20 protein-coding genes are annotated in these 23,813 nt (G+C 59.5%); 5 read left to right on the top strand and 15 right to left on the bottom strand.

The features are described 5' to 3' along the window. Positions 1 to 125 precede the first annotated feature (125 nt). Entirely contained in the window at positions 126 to 617 is a 492-nt protein-coding gene (locus EOI86_RS16790; RefSeq protein WP_127766298.1) for an RT0821/Lpp0805 family surface protein, read from the top strand. A gap of 487 nt (positions 618 to 1,104) precedes the next feature. Here the strand turns inward: EOI86_RS16790 and EOI86_RS16785 are convergent, their stop codons facing one another. From EOI86_RS16785 to EOI86_RS24570, 3 genes are all read right to left on the bottom strand, one after another. Continuing rightward, on the bottom strand, positions 1,105 to 2,280 hold the full coding sequence (locus EOI86_RS16785; RefSeq protein ID WP_127766297.1) for an acetyl-CoA C-acetyltransferase: 1,176 nt from the start codon (positions 2,278 to 2,280) through the stop codon (positions 1,105 to 1,107). Between the two features lie 192 nt (positions 2,281 to 2,472). Further along, on the bottom strand, positions 2,473 to 3,729 hold the full coding sequence (locus EOI86_RS16780) for an alpha/beta fold hydrolase (protein WP_161973870.1): 1,257 nt from the start codon (positions 3,727 to 3,729) through the stop codon (positions 2,473 to 2,475). Next, a complete protein-coding gene (locus EOI86_RS24570) occupies positions 3,644 to 4,000 on the bottom strand; it encodes a hypothetical protein (protein WP_161973869.1) in 357 nt (118 codons plus the stop codon). The genes EOI86_RS16780 and EOI86_RS24570 overlap by 86 nt, the downstream gene beginning before the upstream one ends. 254 nt (positions 4,001 to 4,254) lie before the next feature. Here EOI86_RS24570 and phaR point away from each other — a divergent pair, with 254 nt between their 5' ends. Further along, positions 4,255 to 4,863 (top strand): polyhydroxyalkanoate synthesis repressor PhaR, encoded by a 609-nt coding sequence (phaR, locus tag EOI86_RS16775; RefSeq protein ID WP_127766295.1) that lies wholly within the window; start codon positions 4,255 to 4,257, stop codon positions 4,861 to 4,863. Between the two features lie 159 nt (positions 4,864 to 5,022). Here the strand turns inward: phaR and EOI86_RS16770 are convergent, their stop codons facing one another. Continuing rightward, positions 5,023 to 6,780 carry a putative bifunctional diguanylate cyclase/phosphodiesterase gene (locus EOI86_RS16770; RefSeq protein ID WP_127766294.1) on the bottom strand — a complete coding sequence of 586 codons (1,758 nt, stop codon included), beginning with the start codon at positions 6,778 to 6,780 and terminating at the stop codon, positions 5,023 to 5,025. A gap of 512 nt (positions 6,781 to 7,292) precedes the next feature. Here EOI86_RS16770 and EOI86_RS16765 point away from each other — a divergent pair. Continuing rightward, positions 7,293 to 9,119: a methyl-accepting chemotaxis protein gene (locus tag EOI86_RS16765; RefSeq protein WP_127766293.1), complete on the top strand. Its 1,827-nt coding sequence runs from the start codon at positions 7,293 to 7,295 to the stop codon at positions 9,117 to 9,119. Between the two features lie 39 nt (positions 9,120 to 9,158). On the opposite strand, the gene EOI86_RS16760 is transcribed toward EOI86_RS16765, so the two are convergent. The 6 genes from EOI86_RS16760 to EOI86_RS16735 all read right to left on the bottom strand — a co-directional run bounded on the left by EOI86_RS16760 (position 9,159) and on the right by EOI86_RS16735 (position 15,949). Further along, positions 9,159 to 10,235, bottom strand: a complete 1,077-nt coding sequence (locus EOI86_RS16760) for a COX15/CtaA family protein (protein ID WP_127766292.1) — start codon at positions 10,233 to 10,235, stop codon at positions 9,159 to 9,161. Between the two features lie 88 nt (positions 10,236 to 10,323). After that, on the bottom strand, positions 10,324 to 11,346 hold the full coding sequence (locus EOI86_RS16755; protein WP_127766291.1) for a 2-oxoacid:ferredoxin oxidoreductase subunit beta: 1,023 nt from the start codon (positions 11,344 to 11,346) through the stop codon (positions 10,324 to 10,326). A gap of 32 nt (positions 11,347 to 11,378) precedes the next feature. After that, the gene (locus EOI86_RS16750) at positions 11,379 to 13,244 is read right to left on the bottom strand and encodes a 2-oxoacid:acceptor oxidoreductase subunit alpha (protein WP_127766290.1); all 1,866 of its coding nucleotides are present in this window, start codon (positions 13,242 to 13,244) and stop codon (positions 11,379 to 11,381) included. 224 nt (positions 13,245 to 13,468) lie between these two features. After that, positions 13,469 to 14,809 carry an FAD-dependent oxidoreductase gene (locus tag EOI86_RS16745; protein ID WP_127766289.1) on the bottom strand — a complete coding sequence of 447 codons (1,341 nt, stop codon included), beginning with the start codon at positions 14,807 to 14,809 and terminating at the stop codon, positions 13,469 to 13,471. A 192-nt stretch (positions 14,810 to 15,001) separates the two neighbouring features. Continuing rightward, positions 15,002 to 15,295, bottom strand: a complete 294-nt coding sequence (locus EOI86_RS16740; protein WP_127766288.1) for an usg protein — start codon at positions 15,293 to 15,295, stop codon at positions 15,002 to 15,004. Positions 15,296 to 15,451: 156 nt separating this feature from the next. Continuing rightward, complete coding sequence (locus tag EOI86_RS16735) at positions 15,452 to 15,949, bottom strand: hypothetical protein (protein ID WP_127766287.1); 498 nt, start codon at positions 15,947 to 15,949, stop codon at positions 15,452 to 15,454. Positions 15,950 to 16,352: 403 nt separating this feature from the next. Between EOI86_RS16735 and EOI86_RS16730 the strand changes: the two genes are divergently transcribed. Then, positions 16,353 to 17,036 carry a cupin domain-containing protein gene (locus EOI86_RS16730; protein WP_127766286.1) on the top strand — a complete coding sequence of 228 codons (684 nt, stop codon included), beginning with the start codon at positions 16,353 to 16,355 and terminating at the stop codon, positions 17,034 to 17,036. A 4-nt stretch (positions 17,037 to 17,040) separates the two neighbouring features. Here EOI86_RS16730 and EOI86_RS16725 read toward each other — a convergent pair whose 3' ends face one another. Beyond that, positions 17,041 to 17,727 carry an RraA family protein gene (locus EOI86_RS16725; RefSeq protein WP_127766285.1) on the bottom strand — a complete coding sequence of 229 codons (687 nt, stop codon included), beginning with the start codon at positions 17,725 to 17,727 and terminating at the stop codon, positions 17,041 to 17,043. 133 nt (positions 17,728 to 17,860) lie between these two features. Between EOI86_RS16725 and EOI86_RS16720 the strand changes: the two genes are divergently transcribed. Beyond that, positions 17,861 to 18,853 carry a hypothetical protein gene (locus EOI86_RS16720; protein ID WP_127766284.1) on the top strand — a complete coding sequence of 331 codons (993 nt, stop codon included), beginning with the start codon at positions 17,861 to 17,863 and terminating at the stop codon, positions 18,851 to 18,853. A gap of 2 nt (positions 18,854 to 18,855) precedes the next feature. Here EOI86_RS16720 and EOI86_RS16715 read toward each other — a convergent pair whose 3' ends face one another. The 4 genes from EOI86_RS16715 to EOI86_RS16700 all read right to left on the bottom strand — a co-directional run bounded on the left by EOI86_RS16715 (position 18,856) and on the right by EOI86_RS16700 (position 23,794). Then, positions 18,856 to 20,940 (bottom strand): ATP-binding protein, encoded by a 2,085-nt coding sequence (locus EOI86_RS16715; RefSeq protein ID WP_127766283.1) that lies wholly within the window; start codon positions 20,938 to 20,940, stop codon positions 18,856 to 18,858. A 204-nt stretch (positions 20,941 to 21,144) separates the two neighbouring features. Then, positions 21,145 to 21,912: a proteasome-type protease gene (locus EOI86_RS16710; protein WP_127766282.1), complete on the bottom strand. Its 768-nt coding sequence runs from the start codon at positions 21,910 to 21,912 to the stop codon at positions 21,145 to 21,147. A 48-nt stretch (positions 21,913 to 21,960) separates the two neighbouring features. Beyond that, the gene (locus EOI86_RS16705; RefSeq protein WP_127766281.1) at positions 21,961 to 22,779 is read right to left on the bottom strand and encodes a transglutaminase family protein; all 819 of its coding nucleotides are present in this window, start codon (positions 22,777 to 22,779) and stop codon (positions 21,961 to 21,963) included. 64 nt (positions 22,780 to 22,843) lie between these two features. Further along, positions 22,844 to 23,794 carry an alpha-E domain-containing protein gene (locus tag EOI86_RS16700; RefSeq protein WP_127766280.1) on the bottom strand — a complete coding sequence of 317 codons (951 nt, stop codon included), beginning with the start codon at positions 23,792 to 23,794 and terminating at the stop codon, positions 22,844 to 22,846. Positions 23,795 to 23,813: the final 19 nt, after the last annotated feature.

The raw sequence follows: 23,813 nt of genomic DNA, 5'->3' as shown, positions 1-23,813 counted from the left end.
ATATTTTCTGTCGACATGTGAGAAATTGACTTTTAGGAGCTTGCTTCTGGAAGTTCTGGAGCGTCCGCAGCCGATTGCAGAAGCGCTGCGGCCCCAGAAAGGACGGCCGGAAAGGACGATATGCGATGAAACGGATATCAAAGACCCTCGCCACAGCAGGAATGGCGTGTTTCCTGCTGCAGGGCTGCACCGGTATTGGCACGATCAGCCGGGAGGACAAGCTGGCCCAAGGCGCCATCGCCGGCGCGATCGTGGGCGGGGCGCTTGGATACGAAGTCTTCGGTAGCGGAAGCGGCCAGTTGCTGGGCCTTGCGATCGGCGCCGCGGCCGGTTCCGGCGCGGGCTATGTCCTGGCGGACCGCCTGACGCAGCTGGACCTGCGCAGCATGAACAAATCGACCTATGACGGTCTGACGGCCAAGCCGACGGGCGAAACCGTCGCCTGGAACAATCCCGATACGGGCAATAGCGGGGCAATCACCCCGCTGCGGACGTTCCTGTCCAATGACGGCAAGCTGTGCCGGGATTACCGACGCACGGTCAACATCGCCGGCGAAATCCAGCACACCACCCACACGGCCTGCCGGAACGGCCATGGGGACTGGCTGCACGTCTAGGTCGACCGTCTTCGTTCCTTAAAGTCCCCACAGGAAAACCCGCGCCCAGGCGCCGATACCGATGGTTACGGTATCGGGCCGCATCGGCCTTTTCCGTCTTCTCCGTCTGCACCAAAAAAAAGGCCGCGTTCGAAAACGCGGCCCAAGTTCAGGGAGGAAACGCCCAATCAGAACGCGTTTTGAGAAAACTCAATTCCGCGTTGCAACATGCCTAGGCGAAGCATGTTGCGATGCACAATATGGCAGCAAGCCAATTCGAACACAAGTGATTTTGGTCGTCTGATTTGCATTTTTTGCATGGCCGGCACGAAAAAAATTCTGCGGCGCACAATCCCGAAAACATTGAGAAATATAAAGTTTTGGGAACCAACAACAAATGGGAAGGAAATTACCCTCCCAAGCCCCGCGGATTCTGAAACACGCGGTAATATACTAGTATTCACCGATTACTGCGGGTTTCGGCGCCGCCGAAGCGGCGCCGATTCGATCAATCCCGCTGCAGACACATGGCGATCCCCATGCCCCCGCCGATGCAGAGCGTCGCGAGAGCCTTTTTGGCATCGCGTTTCTGCATTTCATGCAGCAGGGTCACCAGGACACGGGCGCCGGACGCACCGATCGGATGACCCAGCGCAATCGCCCCACCATTCACATTGACGATGTCCGGGTCCCAGCCCAGGTCCTTGTTCACAGCCAGCGCCTGCGCCGCGAAAGCTTCATTCGCTTCCACCAGATCGAGGTCGTCGACCGACCAACCCGCCTTTTCCAACGCCAAACGGGATGACGGAATCGGTCCGGTGCCCATGATCGCAGGGTCGACCCCGGCGGTTGCCCAGGAAACGATCCGTGCCAAAGGTTTGGAACCGCGCTTTTCCGCTTCCTCGGCGGACATCATGACCACGGCGGCCGCGCCGTCGTTGATGCCGGATGCATTCCCCGCCGTCACCGTGCCGTCCTTGGCAAAGGCCGGACGCAGCTTACCCAATGTTTCAACGGTCGTGCCGTGTTTCGGGTATTCGTCCATATCGACGACGACCTCGCTTTTGCGGGACTTGATCGTCACCGGCACGATTTCATCCGCCAACCGGCCTTCCTTCTGGGCCTTTTCCGCCTTCTGCTGCGACCAGGCGGCAAATTCATCCTGTTGGTCTCGGGTCAACTGCCACTGATTGGCGACGTTTTCGGCCGTATTGCCCATGTGATAGCCGTTGAAGGCGCACCACAATCCATCCTTGATCATCGTATCGACGAAGTTGAGGTCGCCCATTTTCTGGCCGCTGCGCAGATAGGCGGCATGCGGCGCCTGACTCATGCTTTCCTGGCCGCCAGCGACGACAATCTTGCTGTCGCCTGTTTTGATCGCCTGGCTGCCCAGCGCGACGGTGCGCAAGCCGGAACCACAAAGCTGATTGACCTGATAGGCTGTCTTTTCGACCGGGATGCCGGCATCCACCGCGGCTTGGCGCGCCGGGTTCTGCCCCTGTGCCGCGATCAGAATCTGGCCTAGGATTGCTTCGTCAACATCTTCCGGTGAAACACCGGCCCGCGACATCGCTTCTTTGATCGCAATGGATCCCAAATAGGACGCGGGAACCGAACTGAGCCCCCCATTGAATGCACCAACCGGCGTCCTAGCCGCACCTGTAATAACGACCTCGGTCATCTTAATCCCTCCTCGCTGAACCTGCCGCGGCAAAGGCTTTGCCGCATCGGATGCTTACGCGCCGACTGTTTTGCAGCGCACCATTAGAAGGGACTATATCGCCCCCATACATTGGCGACAACAACGGCCGCTTTGCGGATGAATAAGGATATTGTTACCGGAATACGACGTATTCGGCGGAACAGGCGGCGGTCAGGCCTGAAGGAAACGGGTAACGCGGTCCCATAACTCCACCGCGCGGCGGCCCGACATCATGCCGATATGTCCCAGTGCGGGCCGCAAAAGCCGCACGTCTTCCAAAAGCTCCGTGATCGCCAGGGCGCTTTCCGGCGGAACGATCCGGTCCGATTTCGGAATTACCACAAGTGTTTCGCCATGGAAGTCGGCCGGATTGACCGTATCCCCGCCGACGTCCCATTTCAGACCGGCCGTCCGATTTTCGGCATACCAACCGCCCAATGTCTCCCGCGCGACCCGCGCCGTCAGCGACACACCGTCATTCAACCAATCTTCCAGCGCCACGAACCGGTTTGCCTTGGCCGAAGCCGGATCTAGCCGGGCGAAGTACTGGAACTTCCTGAAAGCGTTCAAAGGGTCGATGGCCGCAAACATCGCCTGAACACAGTCGACAGGCAGCTTGCCGAACAGGGACAGGGCCGGCTCGCAGGCCGAAACCAGCATCCTGGATGCGTTTGGCCCAGGCGCCTTGCCGGAATGGAAATCCCAGGGCGTCGCCATCAGCACCAACTTCCCGATCCTGTCCTGCCGTTCGATTGCCAGCGGCAGGGCAAGCAGCCCCCCCATACAATATCCGACCATGGCGACAGGGCCGCCCCTGCCGTTCTCGTCTTCCACGGCATCCAGCATGGCATGCAGCCGGACCACATATTCGGTCAGACCGAATTCCGCCTCCTCCGTGCCCGGTTCGCCCCAATCCACCAAGTAAGGCACCAGTCCTTGCGCCGCCAAGCTGCGGCAAAAACTGCCCTGACTGTTCAGATCAAGAATGTAGGATTTGTTGACCAGCGACGGCACGATCAGCACCGGCATGCCCGATCCGGGCGGGGCATAACGGTGCAGACTGGTGGAGCCCTGGCGCCAAACCGCAGGCGGGTCGGTCAGATCCCGTCGATAGCCGTGATGATGGTAGGACAGTATCCCGTCCAGCATTTGGCCGAGCTGGCCTCGGAATTCCAAGTCAATCGATGCAACAAGATCCGCCAACTCGCACTGGGCCGCGATCGTCTGCATGGCCGGCAATTTGGATTCGGGAAAGGCGGACGCCATTGCGAAAGGCGCCGACGTCATCATGGCCGACAGCGCATCGGCCCATTCAGGCCCGGCACCAGCGCTTCTGTTGTCGCTACTTCTTCCGTCCGGTGTGTTCGAGCTGTTCCACACGCCTTTCAAGATCGGCAATGCGCTCAAGGAGCTGGCGTATAGCATCATCGGCGCCGCCAGATGCAGCGGAAGCGGCCTCGGACCCAGTCTTGCCGGTGCCGGTATCGCCGTTCCGTCCAGTGGCGCCATGCCCCTCTCCTTCGCCGTGCCCCGCCGGCGATTGCTGCCCGAATGTTTGTCCCATGACAGATTGCCATCCCGCCATCATGCGGGCCATGGCATCCGCGACCGCCGGATCGCCCGCGGCGCCGGAAATCTGCTCCTGCCACAGTTCCAAATAGCGTCTGGCAAGTTCGTTATGGTCGGGTGTTTCCGTCATTTTTCGATACTCGCATTCGCCAACGACGATAACAACGACGCGGTGCAACTTTCATCATTCTCGCCATTGCTTGGCGAACAAGCATAGTTCTGCTATGGCTTTCAAAGGATTACTTCGCAGGTGCGATAGCCAAAGACGACGCAGTGCACAAGTCTGAACCCGGCTTTGTCACTGAGATCGCGGCGAGATTAGCGAATGCTAAGGCCCAACATGTATGGGCGCCGAATAAATTCGGGGTGCGATGAGGGTAGGATATGTCTGAAGAAGCGTCCGGCGCCAAGGCGCCCATAAAAATCAAAAAATACGCCAACCGGCGGCTTTATAACACGGCGACAAGCAGTTACGTCACCTTGGATCATCTATGTCAGATGGTGAAGGACGGGGTCGATTTCGCCGTCTTCGACGCAAAGTCAGGGGACGAAATCACACGTTCCGTCCTGACGCAGATCATCGTCGAGGAAGAGTCCAAGGGACAGAACCTTCTGCCGATCGGCTTCCTGCGCCAATTGATCAGCTTTTACGGCGACAACATGCAGCAGATGCTGCTGCCCAAATACCTCGACTTCTCGATGAAGTCCTTCTCGGAAAATCAGGAGAAGATGCGCCACTATATGGAAGACACCTTCGGATCCGTCTTCCCGTTCGGCCAGTTCGAGGAAATGAGCAAGCAGAACCTGGCGATGTTCGAGCGCACGATGCAGCTTTTCGCGCCGGGCGCCGATGGGACAGGCGCTGCCGGGGGTGAGCAAAGCAGCGCCCCCCAAACCGACAGCGGCAAATCGGCATCCGATATCGAAGCGCTACAAAAGCAGATCGATGCGATGCAGCAGCAGTTAAAGAAAATCGGCGAGAAGTCTTCCTGATTGGACCGCTTTTCAGGGCTCCAACCTTTTGGAAAAAGCCTTGGGAACTAATCGGATTAGTCAGCCGGACATTCAAAACCAGGGAATCTGAAGCCGGCCCGTCACAAACGGGCTGGTGTCTTTAGAGGCGACCTAATCCGTTGGGTCCGGCTGAACCCTTCAGGTACGCCAAGGCGGGTCCAGTTCAGGCCGTCCGAAATACCAACCCTGCAGAAAATCGGCGCCCTCATCGCATAGGATGCGGACTTCATCTTCGGTTTCGACGCATTCTGCCACGGTTTTCAAACCGAAACCGTCCGCCAATCCAAGCAAAGTCCGGACGAATAGCTGGTTGTCCATATTCGTATGGACGTCCTTGATGAAGGCCCCATCGATTTTCACGACATCGACGGTCAAGGCTTTCATATGGCGAAAACTGGTATAGCCGCTGCCGAAATCGTCCAAGGCGACCTTGCAGCCCATTGCGCGGACGGCGGAGACGAACCGGGCGGAAACCTCAAAATCTTCCAAAGCCGCGGTCTCGGTAATCTCAACGATCAAGCGTTCCGCGATGCTGGGTTTGCTGGTAATCCGGCTGACCAAGGTCCTGAGCCATGATTGGTCGGTAACCGTCAGGCTGGATATATTGAGCGCAAGCGTCACATCCGGATATCGTCCCAGGTCGTCCAACGCGATTTCAAGCGCCCGGTGATCCAGGAACCGCATGATGCCCAGTTTCTCAGCGACCGGCACGAATGCGCCGGCGCTCACAATATCGCCCGACGGGTCCTTCATCCGAAGCAAAGTCTCGTAGTAGGAGATTTCCTTCGTTCGGCTATCCACGACCGGCTGATAGGCGAAGATGATCTGGTCTTCCTCCAGCGCCTGCATGATCCGTTCGCCCATATCCATGTTCTCACGGCGGACGCGGCGCTGTTCTTCGGACAATTCGTAGGAGATAAAGCAGTTCCGGCCATTGGCCTTGGCGCCCTGCAACGCACTCTCGGCCGCGGTCATGGCCTCCTGAGCGGTCTGGATCAGGCCGGGGAAAACCGCGCCGCCGATCGAGACTGTCACATGAATTCTACCATTCGGCGTTTCAATCGGATTGGCGCGCAGTGCTTCCAGGATCTTTTCCGCCGCGGTCACCATGCCCGCTTCGTCGCATTGGCCGAGCACGACGCCGAACCGGTCCCCGCCCAGTCGCCCGATTTGGTCCGTCACGCGCAGCGACCGTTCGATGCGATGCCCGACGCCGACAATCAATGCATCCGCAATTTTATGCCCATAGGCTTCGTTGACCATCGACAATTTGTCGATACCGATGGCCAGATAACCACCCGGAACGTTGTAGCGTTTGTTGTAGGAAAACGCGTTCTGAAGGGCCTCATGAAGCCGTGTCTTGTTCAGATGCCCGGTCAATTCGTCATAACTGGCGCGTCGCTCCAGCAAGGTTTCCTGCTGTTTACGGCGATTAATCGGGCGCAAAATACCAGCCAGACGGACAGGAATACCATTTTCGTCGAGATCCGCGCGGCCTTTGTCGTGAACCCAGACAAACTCTCCGTCTTCCCGGCGCAGGCGGTATTCGCAGTCGAACGCTTCCCCGGCTTGCAAGTGACGGCTCAGGCTTTGCAGCCGCTTCGATAGATCTTCGACATTAATGCATTCGTTGAAGGCTTCACCGTCCCTGATCGAATCCGACCGTGTCGGACCGAAGACGGGGAACGTATCGCCAAGCCATTGGATGGAGTCGTCCACAAGGTCCCAGACGTAACCGATATCGCCCGACGAAGCCAAAGCCGCACGCAGCAAATTGCCGTCCCGGACAGGTTCCGGACGGTCCTGTGCGGTGCGACGCCGTACCCGCGAGTCGCCAAAAACATCGGTCAATATAACCGAACCGCCGGGATGCTGAGTAGGTGTCGTTCTACTCATCAAAACCCTTGGCTCGGCCTAAGTCCACGGTCATCGGGACTTCCCCCAAAAGAAACGGCGCGTCACTCGTTCACATGGAACCACATAAAAGATTCCACTGATATTAGTAAATCGTGCCGGTTCACCAATTCTGTAACCAGGGTCGGCCTGAAGTAAGTATTCGACGTATGACCGCTGTCACACTTCGGTGCACTTTCCCGCAGGATTTCCCCTACTCTTCCTGATTTTCACCCTAAAACGTAAACAAGCGGTGAATCATGTTTGAAATTGTTTCAATCCACCCACAAGATGCCCGCAATTAGGGAAGGCAAATACAAGGACTACTAAAGTAGCCAATAAGAAACAGCAGAAGTTGAAACGGATGAAAATCGGTATTCCCGGCGAAAAATGGACGCAGATCCAAGCAGTTGGAAAACAACACCAAGAAGAATCGGTTCCTTTCACGCGCCGTATATGCGGCCAACTGTTTCCCTTTCCGAACAGGAGAAAATCACACTGGGTAGGATGTAAAAATGCTCGGATTCATGAAGGCCGATCGCGGTAAGGGGGCATCAAGTCACGGGGGGACGGAGTCGGGTACTCGGAATTCAGCAGGCGACAACCCGCCCGCTTCGGAGGCATTAGCGCCTTCGGGTGATACCGCCGAGCCGCCGGATGCCCTGACAAAGGCACGCCAGGACGCGTATTGGCAAAGGCGGGAACTGTTGACCTTGGCCGATGCTTTGGCCGGGGAAATGGAGGGCACCGTCCAGCAGGTCAAGGCCGGCGGCGACAAGGCGAATGAAGTTTCAAGCGACATGCGGGATGCAATCCGCCAGGTTCACGGGCTGGTCGAAACACTGGAACGGGACGCGGAGACCACCGTTGCAGACGCCAGCACCGTTTCCACCATGGCCGACACGCTGAACCAGTCCGCCGAAACGATTTCATCCAAGGTTTCCTCGGCACTAACACAAACAAATGCCGCCGTGGCGCGGGTTGAAGAAGCGTCCCAGGTCGTCGGGCGGATGGCGCAGGCGTCCAACCGGATCGGCGATATCGTCAAATTGATTCAGGATATTGCCAATCAAACCAACCTGTTGGCCTTAAATGCCACGATTGAGGCGGCGCGCGCCGGAGAGGCCGGGCGCGGCTTTGCCGTTGTCGCCAACGAGGTGAAGGCGCTTGCCGGCCAGACGGCCGACGCGACCAAGGAAATCGCCGACCAGATCGCCGAAATCCAGAACGTGACCGAGGCCGCCGTTTCGGCAATTTCCGGTATCGGAGACGCGATCAACGGTGTCGCCGGCAATTCGGGGGAAGTGGAACAGGCGGTCGCCGAGCAGCACGAAGCCATTTCGAGTATCGGCCGCACGGCGAACGAAACGGTCTCCATCGTCGGGCACCTTGCGGAAAGCGTCAGCCAGGTTGCGGGCCAGGCCTCCATCGCGGAGGAACTTAGCGGCACGCAGCAGACCACGACGACGGAAATGGCACAGCATATCGCAGCATTGGGCGAACGGCTGCGTGTCGCCATCGCGGCGACCCGTGAGGGGCACAAGGACAATGAAATCGACATCCCGTTCTCGCTGACCGGGACGGTCGAAGTGACTGGTGAAGCCATTCCGTGCGGCGTCTACGACCTCACCATGGACGGTGCGATTATCCATTGCGACCGGCTCGCGGCGTTACAGGGTGAGACCATTTCGGTCGAAATTCCGGCGGTCGGCGTATTGCGCGGCCGATTGGCCGGGTTGGAAAATGGCGGGCATCGTTTTCTGATCGACCGGAACGACCAGTCAGATCGTCAGATCAACACGTTTGCGGAACAGAGCATTGCACCCGACCAGCCGGTGATCGCCATTGCCACGGCGGCGGCGCGACAGGTTCAAGAGGTGTTCCAGCGCGCCGTGGACAGCGGGCAAATGTCGGAAGACGATTTCTTCGACGAGGAGTATAAGCTGGTCGAAGGCAGCAATCCGGTACAGCACCTGACGCGGTTCACCGCCTTCACGGACAAGGAATTGCCGGCAATTCAGGAACCCGCGACCGACAGCCATGATGCAATCATCTTCAGCGCGGCGGTCGACCGGAACGGGTATCTGCCGACCCATAATCTGAAATACTGCCATCCTCAGCGCCCGGATGATCCGGTCTGGAACGCGGCGAATTGCCGGAACCACCGGATATTCAGCGACCGGACGGGTCTGGCGGCCGGCCGAAACACCGCGCCCTATCTGGTCCAGTCCTATCTGCGCGACATGGGCGGCGGAAACTATGTTCTGATGAAGGATCTGTCGGTGCCGATCCACATCAACGGCAAACATTGGGGTGGCTTCCGGGTCGGGTACAACCTCTGACCGGGGGCTCCGACGCGCAGGAACGGGGCGCGGCGTCCGCTATCGGGCGCCGCGCAGTTCCTTCATCACCCAGATGGACAGGCAAAAACTGGTCGCGGCACCAGCTTGATGCAATACGGCGAGCGGCAGGGGCACCATCAAGACCAAGGTGGAAATGCCAAGTCCCGCCTGGATCCAGACCATGGCGGCAAGGCAGTTGACCGAAAGCCTGGCGCGCGGCGCAAGCGGGGCGCGCCGGGAGAAGATCCAGGTGAGCGATACCACGGTCAGGGTAAGATAGGCCATGATCCGGTGGTCGAACTGCACCGTGCCTTCATTCTCGAAAATGTTCAGCCAAGCAGGCGACAAGGCCGCGATGTCTTCCGGAATAAAGTTCCCGCCCATCAGCGGCCAGTCATTGTACAGCAGCCCTGCATTCAGCCCAGCCACCAAGGCGCCACTCATAACCGTGATGAAGATCACCGCATGGCAATAGGCCCCCAGCCGACGCACACCGCGCGGCGCCGGCGGCCGGTCCTGCGGCACGGGCCAGAGCAATCCCAGCGCCAGCCAAAGCAGATAGGCCAGGATGAAAAAGGCCATGCCCAGATGGACGGCAAGCCGGTATTGGCTGACATCCGAACGGTCCACAAAGCCGCTTTTGACCATCCACCATCCGATCACACCCTGCAATCCGCCCAGGAACAGCAAGATCACCAGATGTTTTGCATAGCCCGTCGGTATCCGGCGCGTCGCCAGGAAGAAGAAGAACGGCAGGGCGAAAACCAAGCCGATCGTTCGGCCCCAAAGACGGTGAATGAATTCCCACCAGAAAATCGATTGGAATTCGGCCAGCGACATGCCGGCATTGTCGATCCTGTATTCCGAGGTTTGCCGGTACAGGTCGAAAACGCGCTGCCATTCCGCCTCGGTCATCGGCGGCAGGGCGCCGATCAGCGGACGCCATTCGACCATGCTGAGGCCGGATTCGGTCAATCGGGTCACCGCGCCGATCAGCATCATCGCGAAAACCATCACGCAACAGACCAGAAGCCACAGGCCAACAGCCCTGGCCGAGTCCGACGAGGGGGAAGGAGGATTGGCGCTGCTCGCCGCCTTTGGGAATGCCGTTGTCATGGCGCGCAGATTATCCGGTGCTACCCAGCCCGCAAGACGGACACAGTGCCGCAACCATCCGAAACGTCCGGCTAGCCGGACGCACCGGTCAGCTTACCGTCCAGGTATGCCCGCGGGTCAACAAGTCTTCCAGTTTGCCCTGGCTTTCGGATGTGGCCGCCGCCATCTGGGTTTTCATTTCCTGGTCATAGGTCTGCGCAGCCGGATTGTTGTACAGCACGCCCATCGCGACCGGGAAATGCGGCGGTTCCATTCGCGCCAACAGGCCGGCCAGCACGGCGTTGGTTTCATCATGGACCAGAATATCGTCTTCCGTCGCGTCCTCACCCACGGTGGCGACCTTCAGCGACAGGGTCTTGGGGTCCAGAACAAGGCCTTTCTGACCGTCCGCGCCGAAGCGCAAGGGCTGGCCGTGCTCCAGCAGGATCTGCGCGTCTTTCTGGACCTTCTTTTCCATGAAGTGCCCGAACACATTGTCGTTGTAGACGATGCAATTCTGCATGATCTCGACAAAGCTCATGCCCTTATGGCCATGCGCCTTGGTCAGGGTCTGCACCAGATGCGCCTGCATGATGTCACCGGACCGCGCCACGAAGCGCGCACCGCAACCTAGCGCGAAGGCGGCCGCATTGACCGGCGTGTCGATCGAACCCGTCGGCGTCGAGGGCGACTTAGTGCCGATCCGGCTGGTCGGGGAATATTGCCCTTTGGTCAGACCGTAAATCTCGTTATTGAACAGCAGGTAGTTCATGTCGATGTTTCGGCGCAACGCATGCATCAGATGGTTGCCGCCGATCGACAATGAATCGCCGTCCCCGCCGACAACCCAGATATCTAGGTCCGGATTGGCCAGTTTGACCCCCGTGGCCACCGCGGCGGCGCGGCCGTGGATCGTGTGGAAGCCATAGGTCGACATGTAGTATGGGAACCGCGCGGCGCAGCCGATGCCGCTGACGAAGACGGTCCCTTCGACCGTCGCGCCAATCTCGGCAAGCGTCTTATGCACCGCCTTCAGGATGGCGTAGTCGCCACAGCCGGGGCACCAGCGCACTTCCTGATCCGAAGCGAAATCTTTCGGCTGGAGCTTTTCCGGCACAGTCTGATTGGTCATCGTCTTCTCCGTAAGATCGGGTTGCCCGGAAGTCAGCTCAAACGCGCGCGGATCGCGGCGTCGAGCTCGGCCACCTTGAACGGCTGTCCCGAGATCTTGTTCAGGCCTTCGGCCGGCAGCAGATATTCCGCCCGCAGCAACTTCACCAACTGGCCTGTATTCATTTCCGGCACCAGGATCTGCTCATATCCCGACAGCAGGTCCTTCAGGTTCCGCGGCAGCGGCCAGATATGGCGCAGATGGATATGGCTGACATCCAGTCCTTCCGCACGCGCGACCGTGACGGCACGGCTGATCGGCCCATAGGTGGACCCCCAACCGACGACGGCGAGCTTGCCGGTCGTGGTGCCCAGATCGACGGCCTGTTCGGGAACGTCGCCGGCGATGCGCTGAATCTTTTCCGCCCGCAGCATCGTCATCTTGTGATGGTTTTGCGGATCGTAGGAGATATGGCCGCTGCCGTCCTGCTTCTCGATCCCGCCGATGCGGTGTTCCAGGCCGGGCGTGCCGGGCTTGGCCCAGGGTCGCGCCAGGGTGTCCGGATTGCGGGAGAAAGGCTCAAAGCCTTCCGGGTCGGTCGCGAATTGCGTCGGGAAAGGCTCCATCTTCGTCAGATCCGGGATCTGCCAGGGTTCCGAGGCGTTGGCCAGGAACCCGTCGGTCAGCAGGATGACCGGCGTCATGAACTTGATCGCGATGCGGACCGCTTCCACCGCCGTCTCGAAGCAATCGCTGGGCGAGCGGGTGGCAAGCACGCAGAGCGGGGCATCGCCGTTACGGCCCCAGACCGATTGGAACAGGTCGGACTGTTCGGTCTTGGTCGGCAGGCCGGTCGACGGACCGCCACGCTGCGAATTGACGACGACCAGCGGCAGTTCGGTGGAAATACCAAGGCCCAGCGCTTCCGTTTTCAAAGCAACGCCGGGACCGGAACTGGAGGTCACGCCGATGGAACCCGCATAAGACGCGCCGAGCGCGGCGCAGACGGCCGCGATCTCGTCCTCGGCCTGGAACGTCTCCACATTGTAATGCCGCAATTCCGCCAGGGTGTGCAGCAGCGCAGAGGCCGGCGTGATCGGATAGGAACAAAAGACCATGCGCTGATTGGCCAGCATGGCGCCCGCCGTCAGTCCCCAGGCCACCGCCTGGGTCCCGGTCACAGCGCGGTAAAGGCCCGCATCGATCGGCGCGGGCGGCACGTGAACGGGACGGATCTCGGATTGCTGTTCGATCGTCTCGCCGAACGCATGGCCGGCATTCAGGGCGGCGACGTTGGCCGACGCGATATCCTCGCGCTTGGCGAATTTTTGCTGCAACCAGGCGATGGTTTCCGCGCGCTCGCGGTCATACATCCAATAGATCAGGCCCAGCGCCCACATATTCTTAGTGCGCAGCCCTTCCTTATTGGTGACGCCGAATTCCTTCACCGCTTCCAGCGTCATCTTCGACATGTCGACGGAAAGCAGTTTGAAATTCGCAAGGCTGCCGTTTTCGAGGGGGTTTTCCTCGTAACCCGCCTTGCGCAGGTTCTTGTCGTTGAAGGTGCCGTTATCGGCGATGATCAGCCCGCCCGCCTTCAAATCGTCCAGATTGACCTTCAAGGCCGCTGGGTTCATCGCGACGAGGACGTCCAGCTGATCGCCGACGGTCTTGATCTTGCGGCCACCGAAATTGATCTGGAAGGCGGACACGCCGAAGGTCGTGCCGATCGGCGCGCGGATTTCGGCGGGAAAATCAGGGAAGGTCGCCAGATCGTTTCCGGCCAGCGCGGTCGCCAGCGTAAAGCGCCCGCCCGTAAGCTGCATTCCGTCACCGCTATCGCCGGCAAAGCGGACAACCGCGGCTTCCGCGACCAGATGCGCATGTTCCGATGTCTGAGTGACGGCGGCACCGTCCATGATCATACTCCTTTTATCCGCCCTCACACCGTCCGGGTCCGGCGGAAACATTCAGTCATTCGCGCTTCGCATAGCCCCCCAGGGTTGGCCGTTCAAGCCGCTTCGAGGCATTTCAGGCGTGAACACCGCGAAGAAATCGGTGTTTCGCCTTACAACACGGGCGTCTTGAGTTATACGGTCACCCCGTAGTTTCAAGTGGAAACAGCACCTTCCACGAAAATGGCCTAGCCGGATTTCGGCCCGATAGCGGCCAGCATTTCCGCGACGGAAAGGAACTTTTCCCGCGGTGCTTCGGAAGAAGCCGCCCGGGCCACCTCCGCCGCATCCAATTTTTGCCAATCGCCGAAGTCCACGTAAGCGACCTTCCGCGCTTGCAACAGGCGCTTCAACCCCTCATGCCCCGGCTTTTCCGGATTTTCTTCCCGCGCGAAGGCCTCGGTGATCATTCGCGCGACCTCATCCCCGTCGCGCTTGGAACTGCCGATCACGCCGCTGGGGCCGCGCTTGGCCCAGCCCACCGCATATAGATTGCCCGCGACCTGCCCGTCCTTGTTCAGGATCGCACCGGACTTCGCATCGAAATCGACCCCTTCGAAGCTGCGCGTCCGGTATCCCACCGCGGTCACGACCAAGCCGCAGAGAATGGTGAAATACGCCCCGGTGCCGCGGACGCTTCCGCCCTCCGACACCTCGGTCCGTTCGAAGCGCACGCCTTCCACGCGTCCTTCCCCCAAAACCTCGACGGGTGAAGCATAGAATTCAAAAAGGACCCGTTTCTCCGCCCCCGCTACCTGGTCGTCGCCCGGTTCGGCAAAGGCTTCCATGGTCTGCAGGTTCTTTTCCCGCACGCGACGGTCCCGTCCTTCCACCGCGTCCGGCAACTCGTCGGGCAAGTGTTCGTGCCGGACAATGGAAACGGCCTGGTCCAGGTCCCGCATCTCCCGCAATTCGACATTCGTGAATTTCGCATCGCCGGGTCCGCGCCGCCCGACGACCACGACATCCTTGATCGGCGCGCGATGGATCACATCCGCGACAGGACCGGGAAGGTCGCTAGCCGCCATTTCCTCAGGACTTTTTACGAGAACGCGCGCGACATCGATCGCCACGTTCCCGTTCCCGATGACCACCACCCGTTCCGTGTTCAGGTCGGGATCCAGGTCGACATAGTCCGGATGGCCGTTGTACCAGCCAACAAATTCAGCAGACCCGTATACGCCCGGTTTGTCGATACCCGGTATGTCCAGCTTGCGATCGGCCGGCGCGCCGACGGCCAGGATCACCGCGTCGTATAATTCCCGCAATTCCGCCAGGGAGACATCCTTGCCGACGCTGACATTGCCGAAATACGAGACACCGGCCTCTGCGGCGGTTTTGCTATAGGCGCGAACGACGTTCTTGGTGGTCTGGTGATCCGGGGCAACGCCCGCGCGGATCAAACCGAAAGGGGTCGGCAGCCGTTCGATGATGTCGACAACGGGGTCCCCGCATTGCTTCAGCAACGCACTAACGGCGTAGAAACCGCTTGGGCCGGACCCGATGACCGCGACCTTCACGCGCGACATGATTTCCCCCGGTTGGCACTTTTGGGCCTTCCGCCTATTCCGCCTGTCGACGGCCGGTGGATAGTCGCCCCGCGACCATTACGGGGATGAGAGCACGATTCCTTGAGGTTCGGTAGCGAGAACGGCACGCGCCAAGGCCCTACCGGAACCGAGGGTCCGGTAGGGCCATTGAGCGTGGTTTGAGAAAAGCGGCTAGTGCAGCGACATGACACCGTCGGCATAGCGATAGGTCGTGGGGCTGACGATGCCCTTATGCGCGACTTGCACCGAGTGCAATTTGCCATCGAGGTTTGAATCCCAGAAGTCGAGAAACTTTTTGAGGATGGGGAATTTCGGGGCGATATCCAATTCCTGCCAAAGATATGTTTGAAGCAGGTTGGGATGGTCCGGCATGTGGTAGAGGATTTCGGCCGTTGTCAGGCGGTAACCCGCCATTTGCCGGGCAAGAATGTAACGGTCTGCGGTTTCCGTATGCGCAGTGGTCATGGATGCACCTCCAATCTCATACTGTTTCCCTGTCCACGGGGAACACATCGTCCCCAGGGAAAATCCTGTACCGAGTTTGGAATCACCGCAATTAATTATTTAACGATTTCAGTATTTTAGCACCGAATGCCGGAGAGTGCTGCTAATGTCGCCCAATCAGGCTATGGCTTCACGGATGCTGGCGACCCGGCCGAGAATGGTGACGGCCCGCGTGCTGTCGTCGATCGAGCGCAGATCGCTACGGCCGATGTCCTCGGCCAGTTGCGCTTGGAAATCGGAAAGCACGTCGCGACTTTCATTCGGGCTTTTGGGCAGGGTTGTCGCGGTGTCCCGCGGGCCATCGGCGAGGACGTTCCGGTCACGGCTGCTGATTGCCCCGCCCTCATAGAGCTGGTCCGCCAAACGCTTGGTTTCCGATCCCGTAATAGCGCGGGGATCGAATTGAGAAGCCGCCAGAAGGTAGGTCGCCTGAACACTGATCTTCACCGTATCCACGGGATCGCCCGGTGACGGCATTGCATCGGCCGGCTTCGGACGCGGTGCGTCCGGCATCACCAGCCGGATCGGACTGGCGGAGCTGACATCCGCATTGGTGCTTCCCGCCTCGTCTTGCGGCGACCGTTTCAGGACGGAAAGAAGTGTATCGAGCTTCATGGACAGAGGCCTCCTACCGGCAGCAGTAGCAGGCTTCGTGCCAACCATTTTTCTATTTATTTCAATGGCTTGGAAAATGGCATCCTTGCTGGGGGAAAACCTTTCCCAGGGCGATAGGCAAGAAGGGTCGCGTCCCTCGCCCACCACCTCACCACATTCCCCCATATCGGTCCGGCACGCCAAGCCGGCGCCGAAGGCCTGCAGGGCGGTTCCCCTTGCTGGATTGCGGCGCTATCCTAGGCAGCAAAACCATCGTGACCGAAAGCACCCTATTGAACGATGCGCCATGGGTCGAAAATCCCGCGGCGCGGCCCAACTTAGATCACGGATGGGCAGCGGCATTGCTGGCCGAAGACCAGCCGTCACGGGCCCCGGCCGGTGCAGCGAAGAATGAGGAAGCACCATGGAAGTGAACACCAATTTTGGCGAACGGGTCGCCCTGCGCACCGACGACATGGACTGGGTCCCCTCACCCATGCAGGGCGTAGACCGGCGGATGCTGGACAGGATCGGTGACGAAGTCGCGCGGGCAACGAGTATCGTACGGTATGCGCCCAACAGTTCCTTTTCCGCACATACCCATGCCGGGGGCGAGGAATTCCTGGTGCTAGACGGCGTTTTTCAGGACGACTATGGCGATTTTCCGGTGGGCAGTTACATCCGTAATCCGCCGACCTCCAGCCACACGCCCCGGTCCGATGAGGGCTGCACCATCTTCGTCAAACTGTGGCAATTCGATGCCGACGACCGAACCTATATCCGCAAGCAGACCGCTGACGAACAATTCCTGGCCTCGGTCGGGGAACCGGGCGTGGAATTGCTGCCGCTGTATAAGGACGCAATGGAAGATGTGCGGATGGAAAGATGGGCCCCGGAGGCGAGCGTCGACAGGGGCGCGCCAGGCGGTCTGGAACTTCTGGTTCTTGAAGGCAGCCTGACGGAAGGGTCGGAAGAACTGCCCCGGAACACATGGCTACGCCTGCCCAGGGGGAGCGATTTCTTGGCAAAGGCAGGCCCCGGCGGTGCCTTGTTCTGGATTAAAACAGGGCACCTTGCCGAGGACCCCCAGCCACCCGAGGCCGGCTAAAGAATTAAATTTCCAAAACTTTGCCGGCTTCCTGCAAAGCCGTGAACTTCGGCGAGCGGTCTTGGCCGGCCTTCACCTTGGCTTCCGCTTCGGCTTCCAGCGCCCTTACTTCCTTGATCGTTTCCAACACTTGCGGCAAATCCGCCTGCGGCACGACCACCACCCCGTCCTCGTCACCGATGATGACATCGCCGGGCTCGACATGAACCCCGCCGATCATAATCGGCAATCCGACAGACCCGGTTCCACCACCGGTCGGCGAATTGGGATTTGCCCCCATGGCGAAAACCGGCAGCCCCACGCCGCGCACATCCTTCAAGTCCCGGACCAGCCCATCCGTCACGAAGGCGGCGGCACCGGCATTCTTCAACATGCCAAGCAGCAGATCGCCCACAACCGCCGTTTCTACAAAGCTGTCGGTGGCGCAGACGACGATATCGCCCGGTTTGGCGACATCGAGCGCGCCGTTCACCGCCATATTGTCCCCAGGCGCCGCCTTCACGGTCAGCGCCACACCGCAAATCGAACTCCGCGCCGCCTCGACCGGCTTGATCCGGTAGTCCAAGGCGCCACGCCCGGACATACTATCCACGACATGCCCGGTCATCGCGCCGCGCAGAGCGTCAACCAGGGCCGGATCGGGTCTCGGAAACTCCCGTCGAATGGTCAGAATCGGCTTTTCTTTAATCATGATGGATTTCCTTCCCTTCCGCCGTCTGCGCTTCGCACGAACCCCCGGCGTTTTCGTTATCTTTTACCCGGCCCAGCGTTGCGCCAAGCCCATGGGTTGCGCAAGATGCCATTCCGCGTTTCAGGAGGAAACAATGATGAAAGCGTTCGGCAAGAGACCTCTTCTGCTCGGTTTGTTTTTCTGCGCGGCCTTTGTCGCAAACACCCCGAACGCCTTTTCGCAGACAGGCAGTTTTGGCCAGGCGCCCAATGGTCCGGCACCCAACAGTCAGGCGGACTCTACCCGCGCCCTGGTCGATGAATTGAATGCATTGCTGGAAAAAGGTGAGCGGGAGCGCCTGATCGACCCTTGGTTCCTGCGCGACCTGCAAACCGTCATCGGCAAATACGACAGACCCTGGTCGGACATCCTGCTTCAAGACGACTTCTCGGCCCGCGGGCCTCAGCCCGACCCGCCTTGGCAGGTAACGGCCGGCGAGTTCCTGATCGATTGGCGGCATGGCCTGCGGTCCGTCATTGAGCCTAACGCGACGAACCAATCGGCGCAGTCCGGATCGCAAAGCAAGGACGAGAAAGATATCGGCAAGGCCCTGTTGGGTGCGTTGCTGCAAGGTGCGTTGCAGGGCAGCCAGTCGGGAAACCAGTCAGGCAGTCAGGGTAGCGGCACCCAACAGCAATCATCCGGGCAGGCGCAATTTGCGGCGGTTCAGGCTGCCCTTCCGATCAGCAACGCATTTTCGATAGACGTGACCTTTTCCCTTCGCCCCCTCGTCAACGGGACGGAAGAAGGCTTTGAACTGGGGCCCTATCAGGGCGCGACAGCAAGCAGCGGTTACCGTCTTTCCTACATTGCCGCGGACCGCAGTCTGCAACTGCTCAAAGTATCATCCCGCGGTGTCTCCACGATCGACGGGGCGCGCCTGGCAAATGATTTAACCGACGGGCAAGCGCATCAATTGAACTGGACCCGTGACCAGGACGGCGGGATGACAATTCATATTGACGGGCAAGCGGTCATCGCCGTCACCGATCGCAGTTTTCGGGAATCGTTCGATGGTTTTGCTGTTCTGAACAGGGGCGGCGATTTTGCCATGCGGGATGTGACCATCGCCGGCGTTTCCAACTAGCTTCATCCCGCTTTTTGGCGGCGGCTCTTGGAAAGATCGTTGATGGCGACCACCGTATCCAGGTCGGATTCCCGGGCGGGCGCGGTTTCGGCTTCCGGCAGATCTAGCGGCAGTTCTATCCAGAAGGTGCTGCCATTGCCTTCCTCGCTGTCGAAACCGATCCGGCCATCCATGCGTTCGACCAAGATCTTACTGACAGTCAGCCCGATCCCCGTCCCGTCCTGCGCAAGTGACGGATCAGCGTTCAAGCGATGGAACATCTCGAAAACCGCATCCCTGTCACGACGTGCAATACCCAAGCCGGTATCGGCGACCGAAATTCGGACCATGCCGTCATCCGCCTGCCGGCACGCAAGGTCGACCCGCCCACCGTCCCGGTTGTACTTCACCGCGTTGGACATCAGGTTCAACAGCACCTGTTTCAGTCGAAGAGGATCGGCAGCGACGGAAACAGCCGGGCCGGCGCTGATGCTATCCTGAATCGTAACGCCCCGCGTGTCCGCCGCCGTCCTTGTCAGGTCGACGCAGTCTTGGACGAGTGCATTCAGATCGACGATCTCAAGCTCAAGCGGCATGCGATCGGCCTCGACCCTGGCAAGGTCCAGAATATCGTTCACAAGATCGAGCAAATGCTTCCCGGCAGCGACGATGTTGTCGACATAAGAGTGGTGGCGCTCACTCAGCGAATGGTCGAGGTTCATTGCCAGCATCTGGGCAAATCCCAGGATCGCGTTCAACGGCGTGCGTAATTCGTGGCTCATGCTGGCCAGGAACTGAGATTTCGAGCGGTTCGCCGCCTCGGCGCCCAATTTTGCGCGTACCAACGCTTCTTCGAAGTTTTTCTTGTCGGAAATGTCGTTCTTCACGATCAGGACATCGGCCGTTTCCCCTTGGGCGTTCTTTACCGGGGAGATCGCAATCGATTCCCAATAGGGCGTCCCATCCTTGCGCCAGTTCTGCTGTTCCCCTTGCCAATCGTTCCCGGCAAGAACGCTACGCCACAGGGCCCGAAACCCGACCGGCAGGTCCCCTTCGTTGAACAGCGTGCGGACATGGCTTCCCACCGTTTCCGCTTCCGTTTGCTGCGACATGCCCAGAAAACCGGGATTTGCATAGACGACGTAGCCGCGAGCCGATGCGATGACCAATCCTGCGCTGCTTTGATCGACCGCGCGAGAGAGGTTCTCCAACCGTTGCCGCAAGACGCGTCGGGTTTTCCGATGATAGGTGAACGCAATGGTCAGCAAGATTAGAAGCGTGGCGAACCCGGCCGCCACAAAGACTTCAAGATGGTCCCAGAATTCGCGCGCATACCAACCAGCCTTCGGTGTCGCGATCAGCACCCATTTTCCGTTTGGAACCGTTACATCCAACTCCACCGGATTGATGCCCAGATCAGCCACCGAACCGAAGAATACCCCGCCGCTTCGGCCCATGGCATCGCGCCCGCGGATCGCTATGTCCAGATCCAGGTCGGGGTCGTTCAATCCGGCGAAATCATAGACCAGATCAGTATCGATGACGGCGGAAACCAGGCCCCAGAAGGAATTTCCCTCACGCTCCACAAAAACAGGCGCCCTTGCGATGAAACCGGTGCCGCCCTGGACGAGGTCAACCGGGCCTGCCATCGACAATCGGCCCGTCTCGAAAGCGCGGCGCGCGGCCTGCCATTGGGCCGGCGTACGCCGATAGTCCAAGCCGATGACGGCTTCGTTTCCTTCTTTCGGGAAGACGTATTCGACGACGAGGCCCGGTGCGGCGGCAACATTCAGGATTTGGCTGCGGTCGGTAATCAGGCGCGATACGAAGGCGGAATAGTCCTCCTCGGTCAGGTCGGGATTCCGTTCGATATAGGCGACGACCCCCTCGACGCGGCCGACACTGTCACTGATGGCGCCTTCCAACCGCGTGCGAATATTCGCCAATCGGTCGACGACGCCCGACCGTTCCTCATACCGCAATTGCTCCGTTTTCAAGCGCTCGACATAGGCGCCTAGCCCAATGATCCCAAGCGCGACGATCCCCGCGATCAATAGCAAGGCAGCATTCCCGTTCGGAACGAAACTGTTTCCGCGCAACGCCTTCATAATGAAAGGATACCCTGTAACGGTGCTGGTCTATCAGGAAAAAATAAAAAAGGCCGCGCATAAGTTGCGCCCTCAATAGGACGCCAAGCAGCCAGATTGTCGAATAGACCGACTATAATACCGCGAAGGTTAATTTTTCGTCACTGGCGCGCATGATGGCCGCCGGAACAGGGCAGAAAAATACCCATTCAGACGCTGTTGACGTCAGCTGACCTTGCCGTTCAACCAGGGGGGATTCGGCAGGGAAGCCTGCGCCTCGCGAAGATGACTGCCCCAGACCTGACTGATCGACGAAAAATACTGATCGTCAGGTTCGATCCGGCGCCGCGTTTCAACCGCAATACTGTCTTTCTTATAGACCATCATGTCCAAAGGCATGCCGACCGACATATTGCTTCGCAACGTGGAATCCATGCTGACGAAGGACAATTTCACCGCCGTCGCAAGATCGGTCTGATAGGTGAAGGCCCGGTCCAGGATAGGCTTGCCGTATTTGTTCTCGCCGATCTGGAAGAAGGGGGTGTCTTCGGTCGCTTCGATGAAATTACCGGCGCTGTAGATCTGGAAAAGGCGCATACGGCGGCCCTTGATCTGCCCGCCCAGGATCATGGAGACATCGAAATTGGCCGATTGTGCCTGCAAGGCCTTGCCGTCGGTCTTATAAACCTCCCGGACGGCTGCACCGACCAGCTGCGCCGCCTGAAACATCGACGGGACCGTCAGCAAAGTTTCCGTCGAGCATTCCTTCGACTTGGACAAGTCGCAGAATTCGATCCCCTCATGCAGCAGGTTCACCACCGCCTGCGAAACGGCGAGGTTCCCGGCCGTCATCAGGGCCATGACCCGGTCGCCGGGTTCTTCCCAGACGGTAAGTTTCCTGAATGTGGAAATGTTATCGACGCCGGCATTCGTGCGCGTATCTGCCAGCATCACCATACCGTCATTCATGTAGAGACCGATGCAATACGTCATCGCGGCACGCCCCTGAAGGCCTCCCTGATCATCCGTCGCTGTTAATTTTCACTGTTGGATATTCTCCTGCACGACCCGGACGGTTACGTCCAGCTTTTCAGCACCACCGCCGAGGCGCAAACCTCGAATAGGTGCTGCTTCGCGGTAATCTAATCCTACGGCGACGCGCAAGTGGCTTTCGCTCGGGCAAATTCGGTTCGCGACGTCGAAACCGACCCAGCCGAGGTCCTCGATATAGGCTTCCGCCCAGGCGTGCCCCGCCTCATAAACTTCATCCATGTTGTCGCTGGCCTGAAGATATCCCGAAACATAGCGGGCGGGGATCCCCCTGACCCGCGCGCAGCATATAAAGGCATGGGCGTGATCCTGGCAGACGCCCGACCCCTGCGCCAATGCCTGCGCCGCGGTGGTTTCGACCTGTGTCTCGCCTTCCTGATAGTCGATCCGGTCCCGCACCGCCGCCATCAGCGCATGGGCGAGGTCCAGTGGCTTGCCGCCCTCCGCCACGCTCCAAGCGAGATCCTCCAAGGCTTCGTTCGGCTGTGTCAGTTCGGTTTCCCGCAGATAGGCGACCAAGGGAAACGGGTCGTGGGGGCCGGCAATGATGCCGGAAACATCGGTGGTTTCCACCTTCCCGGTGACCCGGATCAGGACATCGCTATGCTCGCGGTTGATCACGAAAGTATGGGTAAGGTTGCCGAAGGAATCGACGAAAGACGGGATCGTCGCATCCTGACCGCAATCCAGCGACCAAGATAGAACGTGTTGCCCGCTTGTGTTCTGCGGGGTCAGCTTCAGGCTTTGTATCGTATAAGCGGCCGGCGTTTCATACCGGTACCGCGTTTCATGCTTAACGGATATCAACAAGAATCCAGCCCCCGATACAAATTTCAGTGGGCTAATCCGCGGCCACCCGCGGAAGCGGGGCGCGTTAGCCCAAGAACATATAGCTGCGGGCTACTTCATTACCGAGTCGGTTGTTCCGGACAATAAAATCGGACAGAAACTCGTGAAGCCCGCTTTGGAAAATATCATTCGCATCCGCGAATTGCAGTTGGGAATAGACCTGCCCGGCGATCCGGTGGCATTCATGCCGCGATCCGTAAGCCTCCGCCAGCCTATCCAAATGCGAGACGGTCTGTTGGTAACACCCGATCAACGAACGCGGCATCTCCCGTCGCAGAATCATCAACTCGGCGATTTTCCAAGGCTTCGGGTTTTCCCGATACAGGTAGTGGTAACTGCCGAGCGCCGAGAAGGCCCGCAGCAGGCTGGTCCATTGGAAATAATCGACGCCGCCGCCCACTTCCTCCCCTTCCGGGAGGAGGACGTGGTATTTCACATCCAGGATTCGCGCTGTGTTGTCCGCACGTTCCACATAGGTGCCGAGACGCGCAAAATCGAAGGCATCATCCCGCAGCATCGTGCCGTACAGGCCGCCCCGAAAAACGGTGGACCTCTCCTTGATCCAATCCAGGAAGGACCGCAATTCGCCGTAGCGGCGCGCATCCGTCCAGCGTTGATCGAAACTGAGCCAGGTGTCGTTCAAGCATTCCCACATTTCCATGGTCAGGCTGGTCCGCACGGCACGGCCGTTCTCACGCGCCTGACGAATGCTGGAATAAATGCTGGACGGGTTCTCCGGATTGCGGGCCAGAAATTCGGTGACCATCGGTCCTTCGACGCGCAGCCCTGACTCCTCGAAAGCCTCGGCGCAGCCGGACGTCATCAGGGTCGACCACCATTCGGACTGCTGCGCGTCGGAGGCGGCCCCCGGCATCATGCTCATCCGGTCGGCGACCTCCAGGATGCGCGCAAAGTTTTCGGCCCGCTCCATATAGCGGCTCAGCCAGTAGAGATTATTGGCGGTGCGGCTCAGCATGGATCTTCGATCAACTCCC

Origin of the sequence: Hwanghaeella grinnelliae, assembly GCF_004005845.1 — a bacterium.
In the GTDB taxonomy this organism is placed as follows: Bacteria; Pseudomonadota; Alphaproteobacteria; order UBA8366; family Aestuariispiraceae; genus Hwanghaeella; species Hwanghaeella grinnelliae.
The sequence above is the reverse complement of the archived record's forward strand: the minus strand, read 5'-3'. Positions and strand labels throughout refer to the sequence as shown.

What these genes read in the sequence shown, in the direction of transcription:
- EOI86_RS16790 (WP_127766298.1), top strand. Translation starts at nt 126, where the DNA reads ATGAAACGGATATCAAAGACCCTCGCCACAGCAGGAATGGCGTGTTTC.
- EOI86_RS16785 (WP_127766297.1), bottom strand. Translation starts at nt 2,280, where the DNA reads ATGACCGAGGTCGTTATTACAGGTGCGGCTAGGACGCCGGTTGGTGCA.
- EOI86_RS16780 (WP_161973870.1), bottom strand. Translation starts at nt 3,729, where the DNA reads ATGATGCTATACGCCAGCTCCTTGAGCGCATTGCCGATCTTGAAAGGC.
- EOI86_RS24570 (WP_161973869.1), bottom strand. Translation starts at nt 4,000, where the DNA reads ATGACGGAAACACCCGACCATAACGAACTTGCCAGACGCTATTTGGAA.
- phaR (WP_127766295.1), top strand. Translation starts at nt 4,255, where the DNA reads ATGTCTGAAGAAGCGTCCGGCGCCAAGGCGCCCATAAAAATCAAAAAA.
- EOI86_RS16770 (WP_127766294.1), bottom strand. Translation starts at nt 6,780, where the DNA reads ATGAGTAGAACGACACCTACTCAGCATCCCGGCGGTTCGGTTATATTG.
- EOI86_RS16765 (WP_127766293.1), top strand. Translation starts at nt 7,293, where the DNA reads ATGCTCGGATTCATGAAGGCCGATCGCGGTAAGGGGGCATCAAGTCAC.
- EOI86_RS16760 (WP_127766292.1), bottom strand. Translation starts at nt 10,235, where the DNA reads ATGACAACGGCATTCCCAAAGGCGGCGAGCAGCGCCAATCCTCCTTCC.
- EOI86_RS16755 (WP_127766291.1), bottom strand. Translation starts at nt 11,346, where the DNA reads ATGACCAATCAGACTGTGCCGGAAAAGCTCCAGCCGAAAGATTTCGCT.
- EOI86_RS16750 (WP_127766290.1), bottom strand. Translation starts at nt 13,244, where the DNA reads ATGGACGGTGCCGCCGTCACTCAGACATCGGAACATGCGCATCTGGTC.
- EOI86_RS16745 (WP_127766289.1), bottom strand. Translation starts at nt 14,809, where the DNA reads ATGTCGCGCGTGAAGGTCGCGGTCATCGGGTCCGGCCCAAGCGGTTTC.
- EOI86_RS16740 (WP_127766288.1), bottom strand. Translation starts at nt 15,295, where the DNA reads ATGACCACTGCGCATACGGAAACCGCAGACCGTTACATTCTTGCCCGG.
- EOI86_RS16735 (WP_127766287.1), bottom strand. Translation starts at nt 15,949, where the DNA reads ATGAAGCTCGATACACTTCTTTCCGTCCTGAAACGGTCGCCGCAAGAC.
- EOI86_RS16730 (WP_127766286.1), top strand. Translation starts at nt 16,353, where the DNA reads ATGGAAGTGAACACCAATTTTGGCGAACGGGTCGCCCTGCGCACCGAC.
- EOI86_RS16725 (WP_127766285.1), bottom strand. Translation starts at nt 17,727, where the DNA reads ATGATTAAAGAAAAGCCGATTCTGACCATTCGACGGGAGTTTCCGAGA.
- EOI86_RS16720 (WP_127766284.1), top strand. Translation starts at nt 17,861, where the DNA reads ATGATGAAAGCGTTCGGCAAGAGACCTCTTCTGCTCGGTTTGTTTTTC.
- EOI86_RS16715 (WP_127766283.1), bottom strand. Translation starts at nt 20,940, where the DNA reads ATGAAGGCGTTGCGCGGAAACAGTTTCGTTCCGAACGGGAATGCTGCC.
- EOI86_RS16710 (WP_127766282.1), bottom strand. Translation starts at nt 21,912, where the DNA reads ATGACGTATTGCATCGGTCTCTACATGAATGACGGTATGGTGATGCTG.
- EOI86_RS16700 (WP_127766280.1), bottom strand. Translation starts at nt 23,794, where the DNA reads ATGCTGAGCCGCACCGCCAATAATCTCTACTGGCTGAGCCGCTATATG.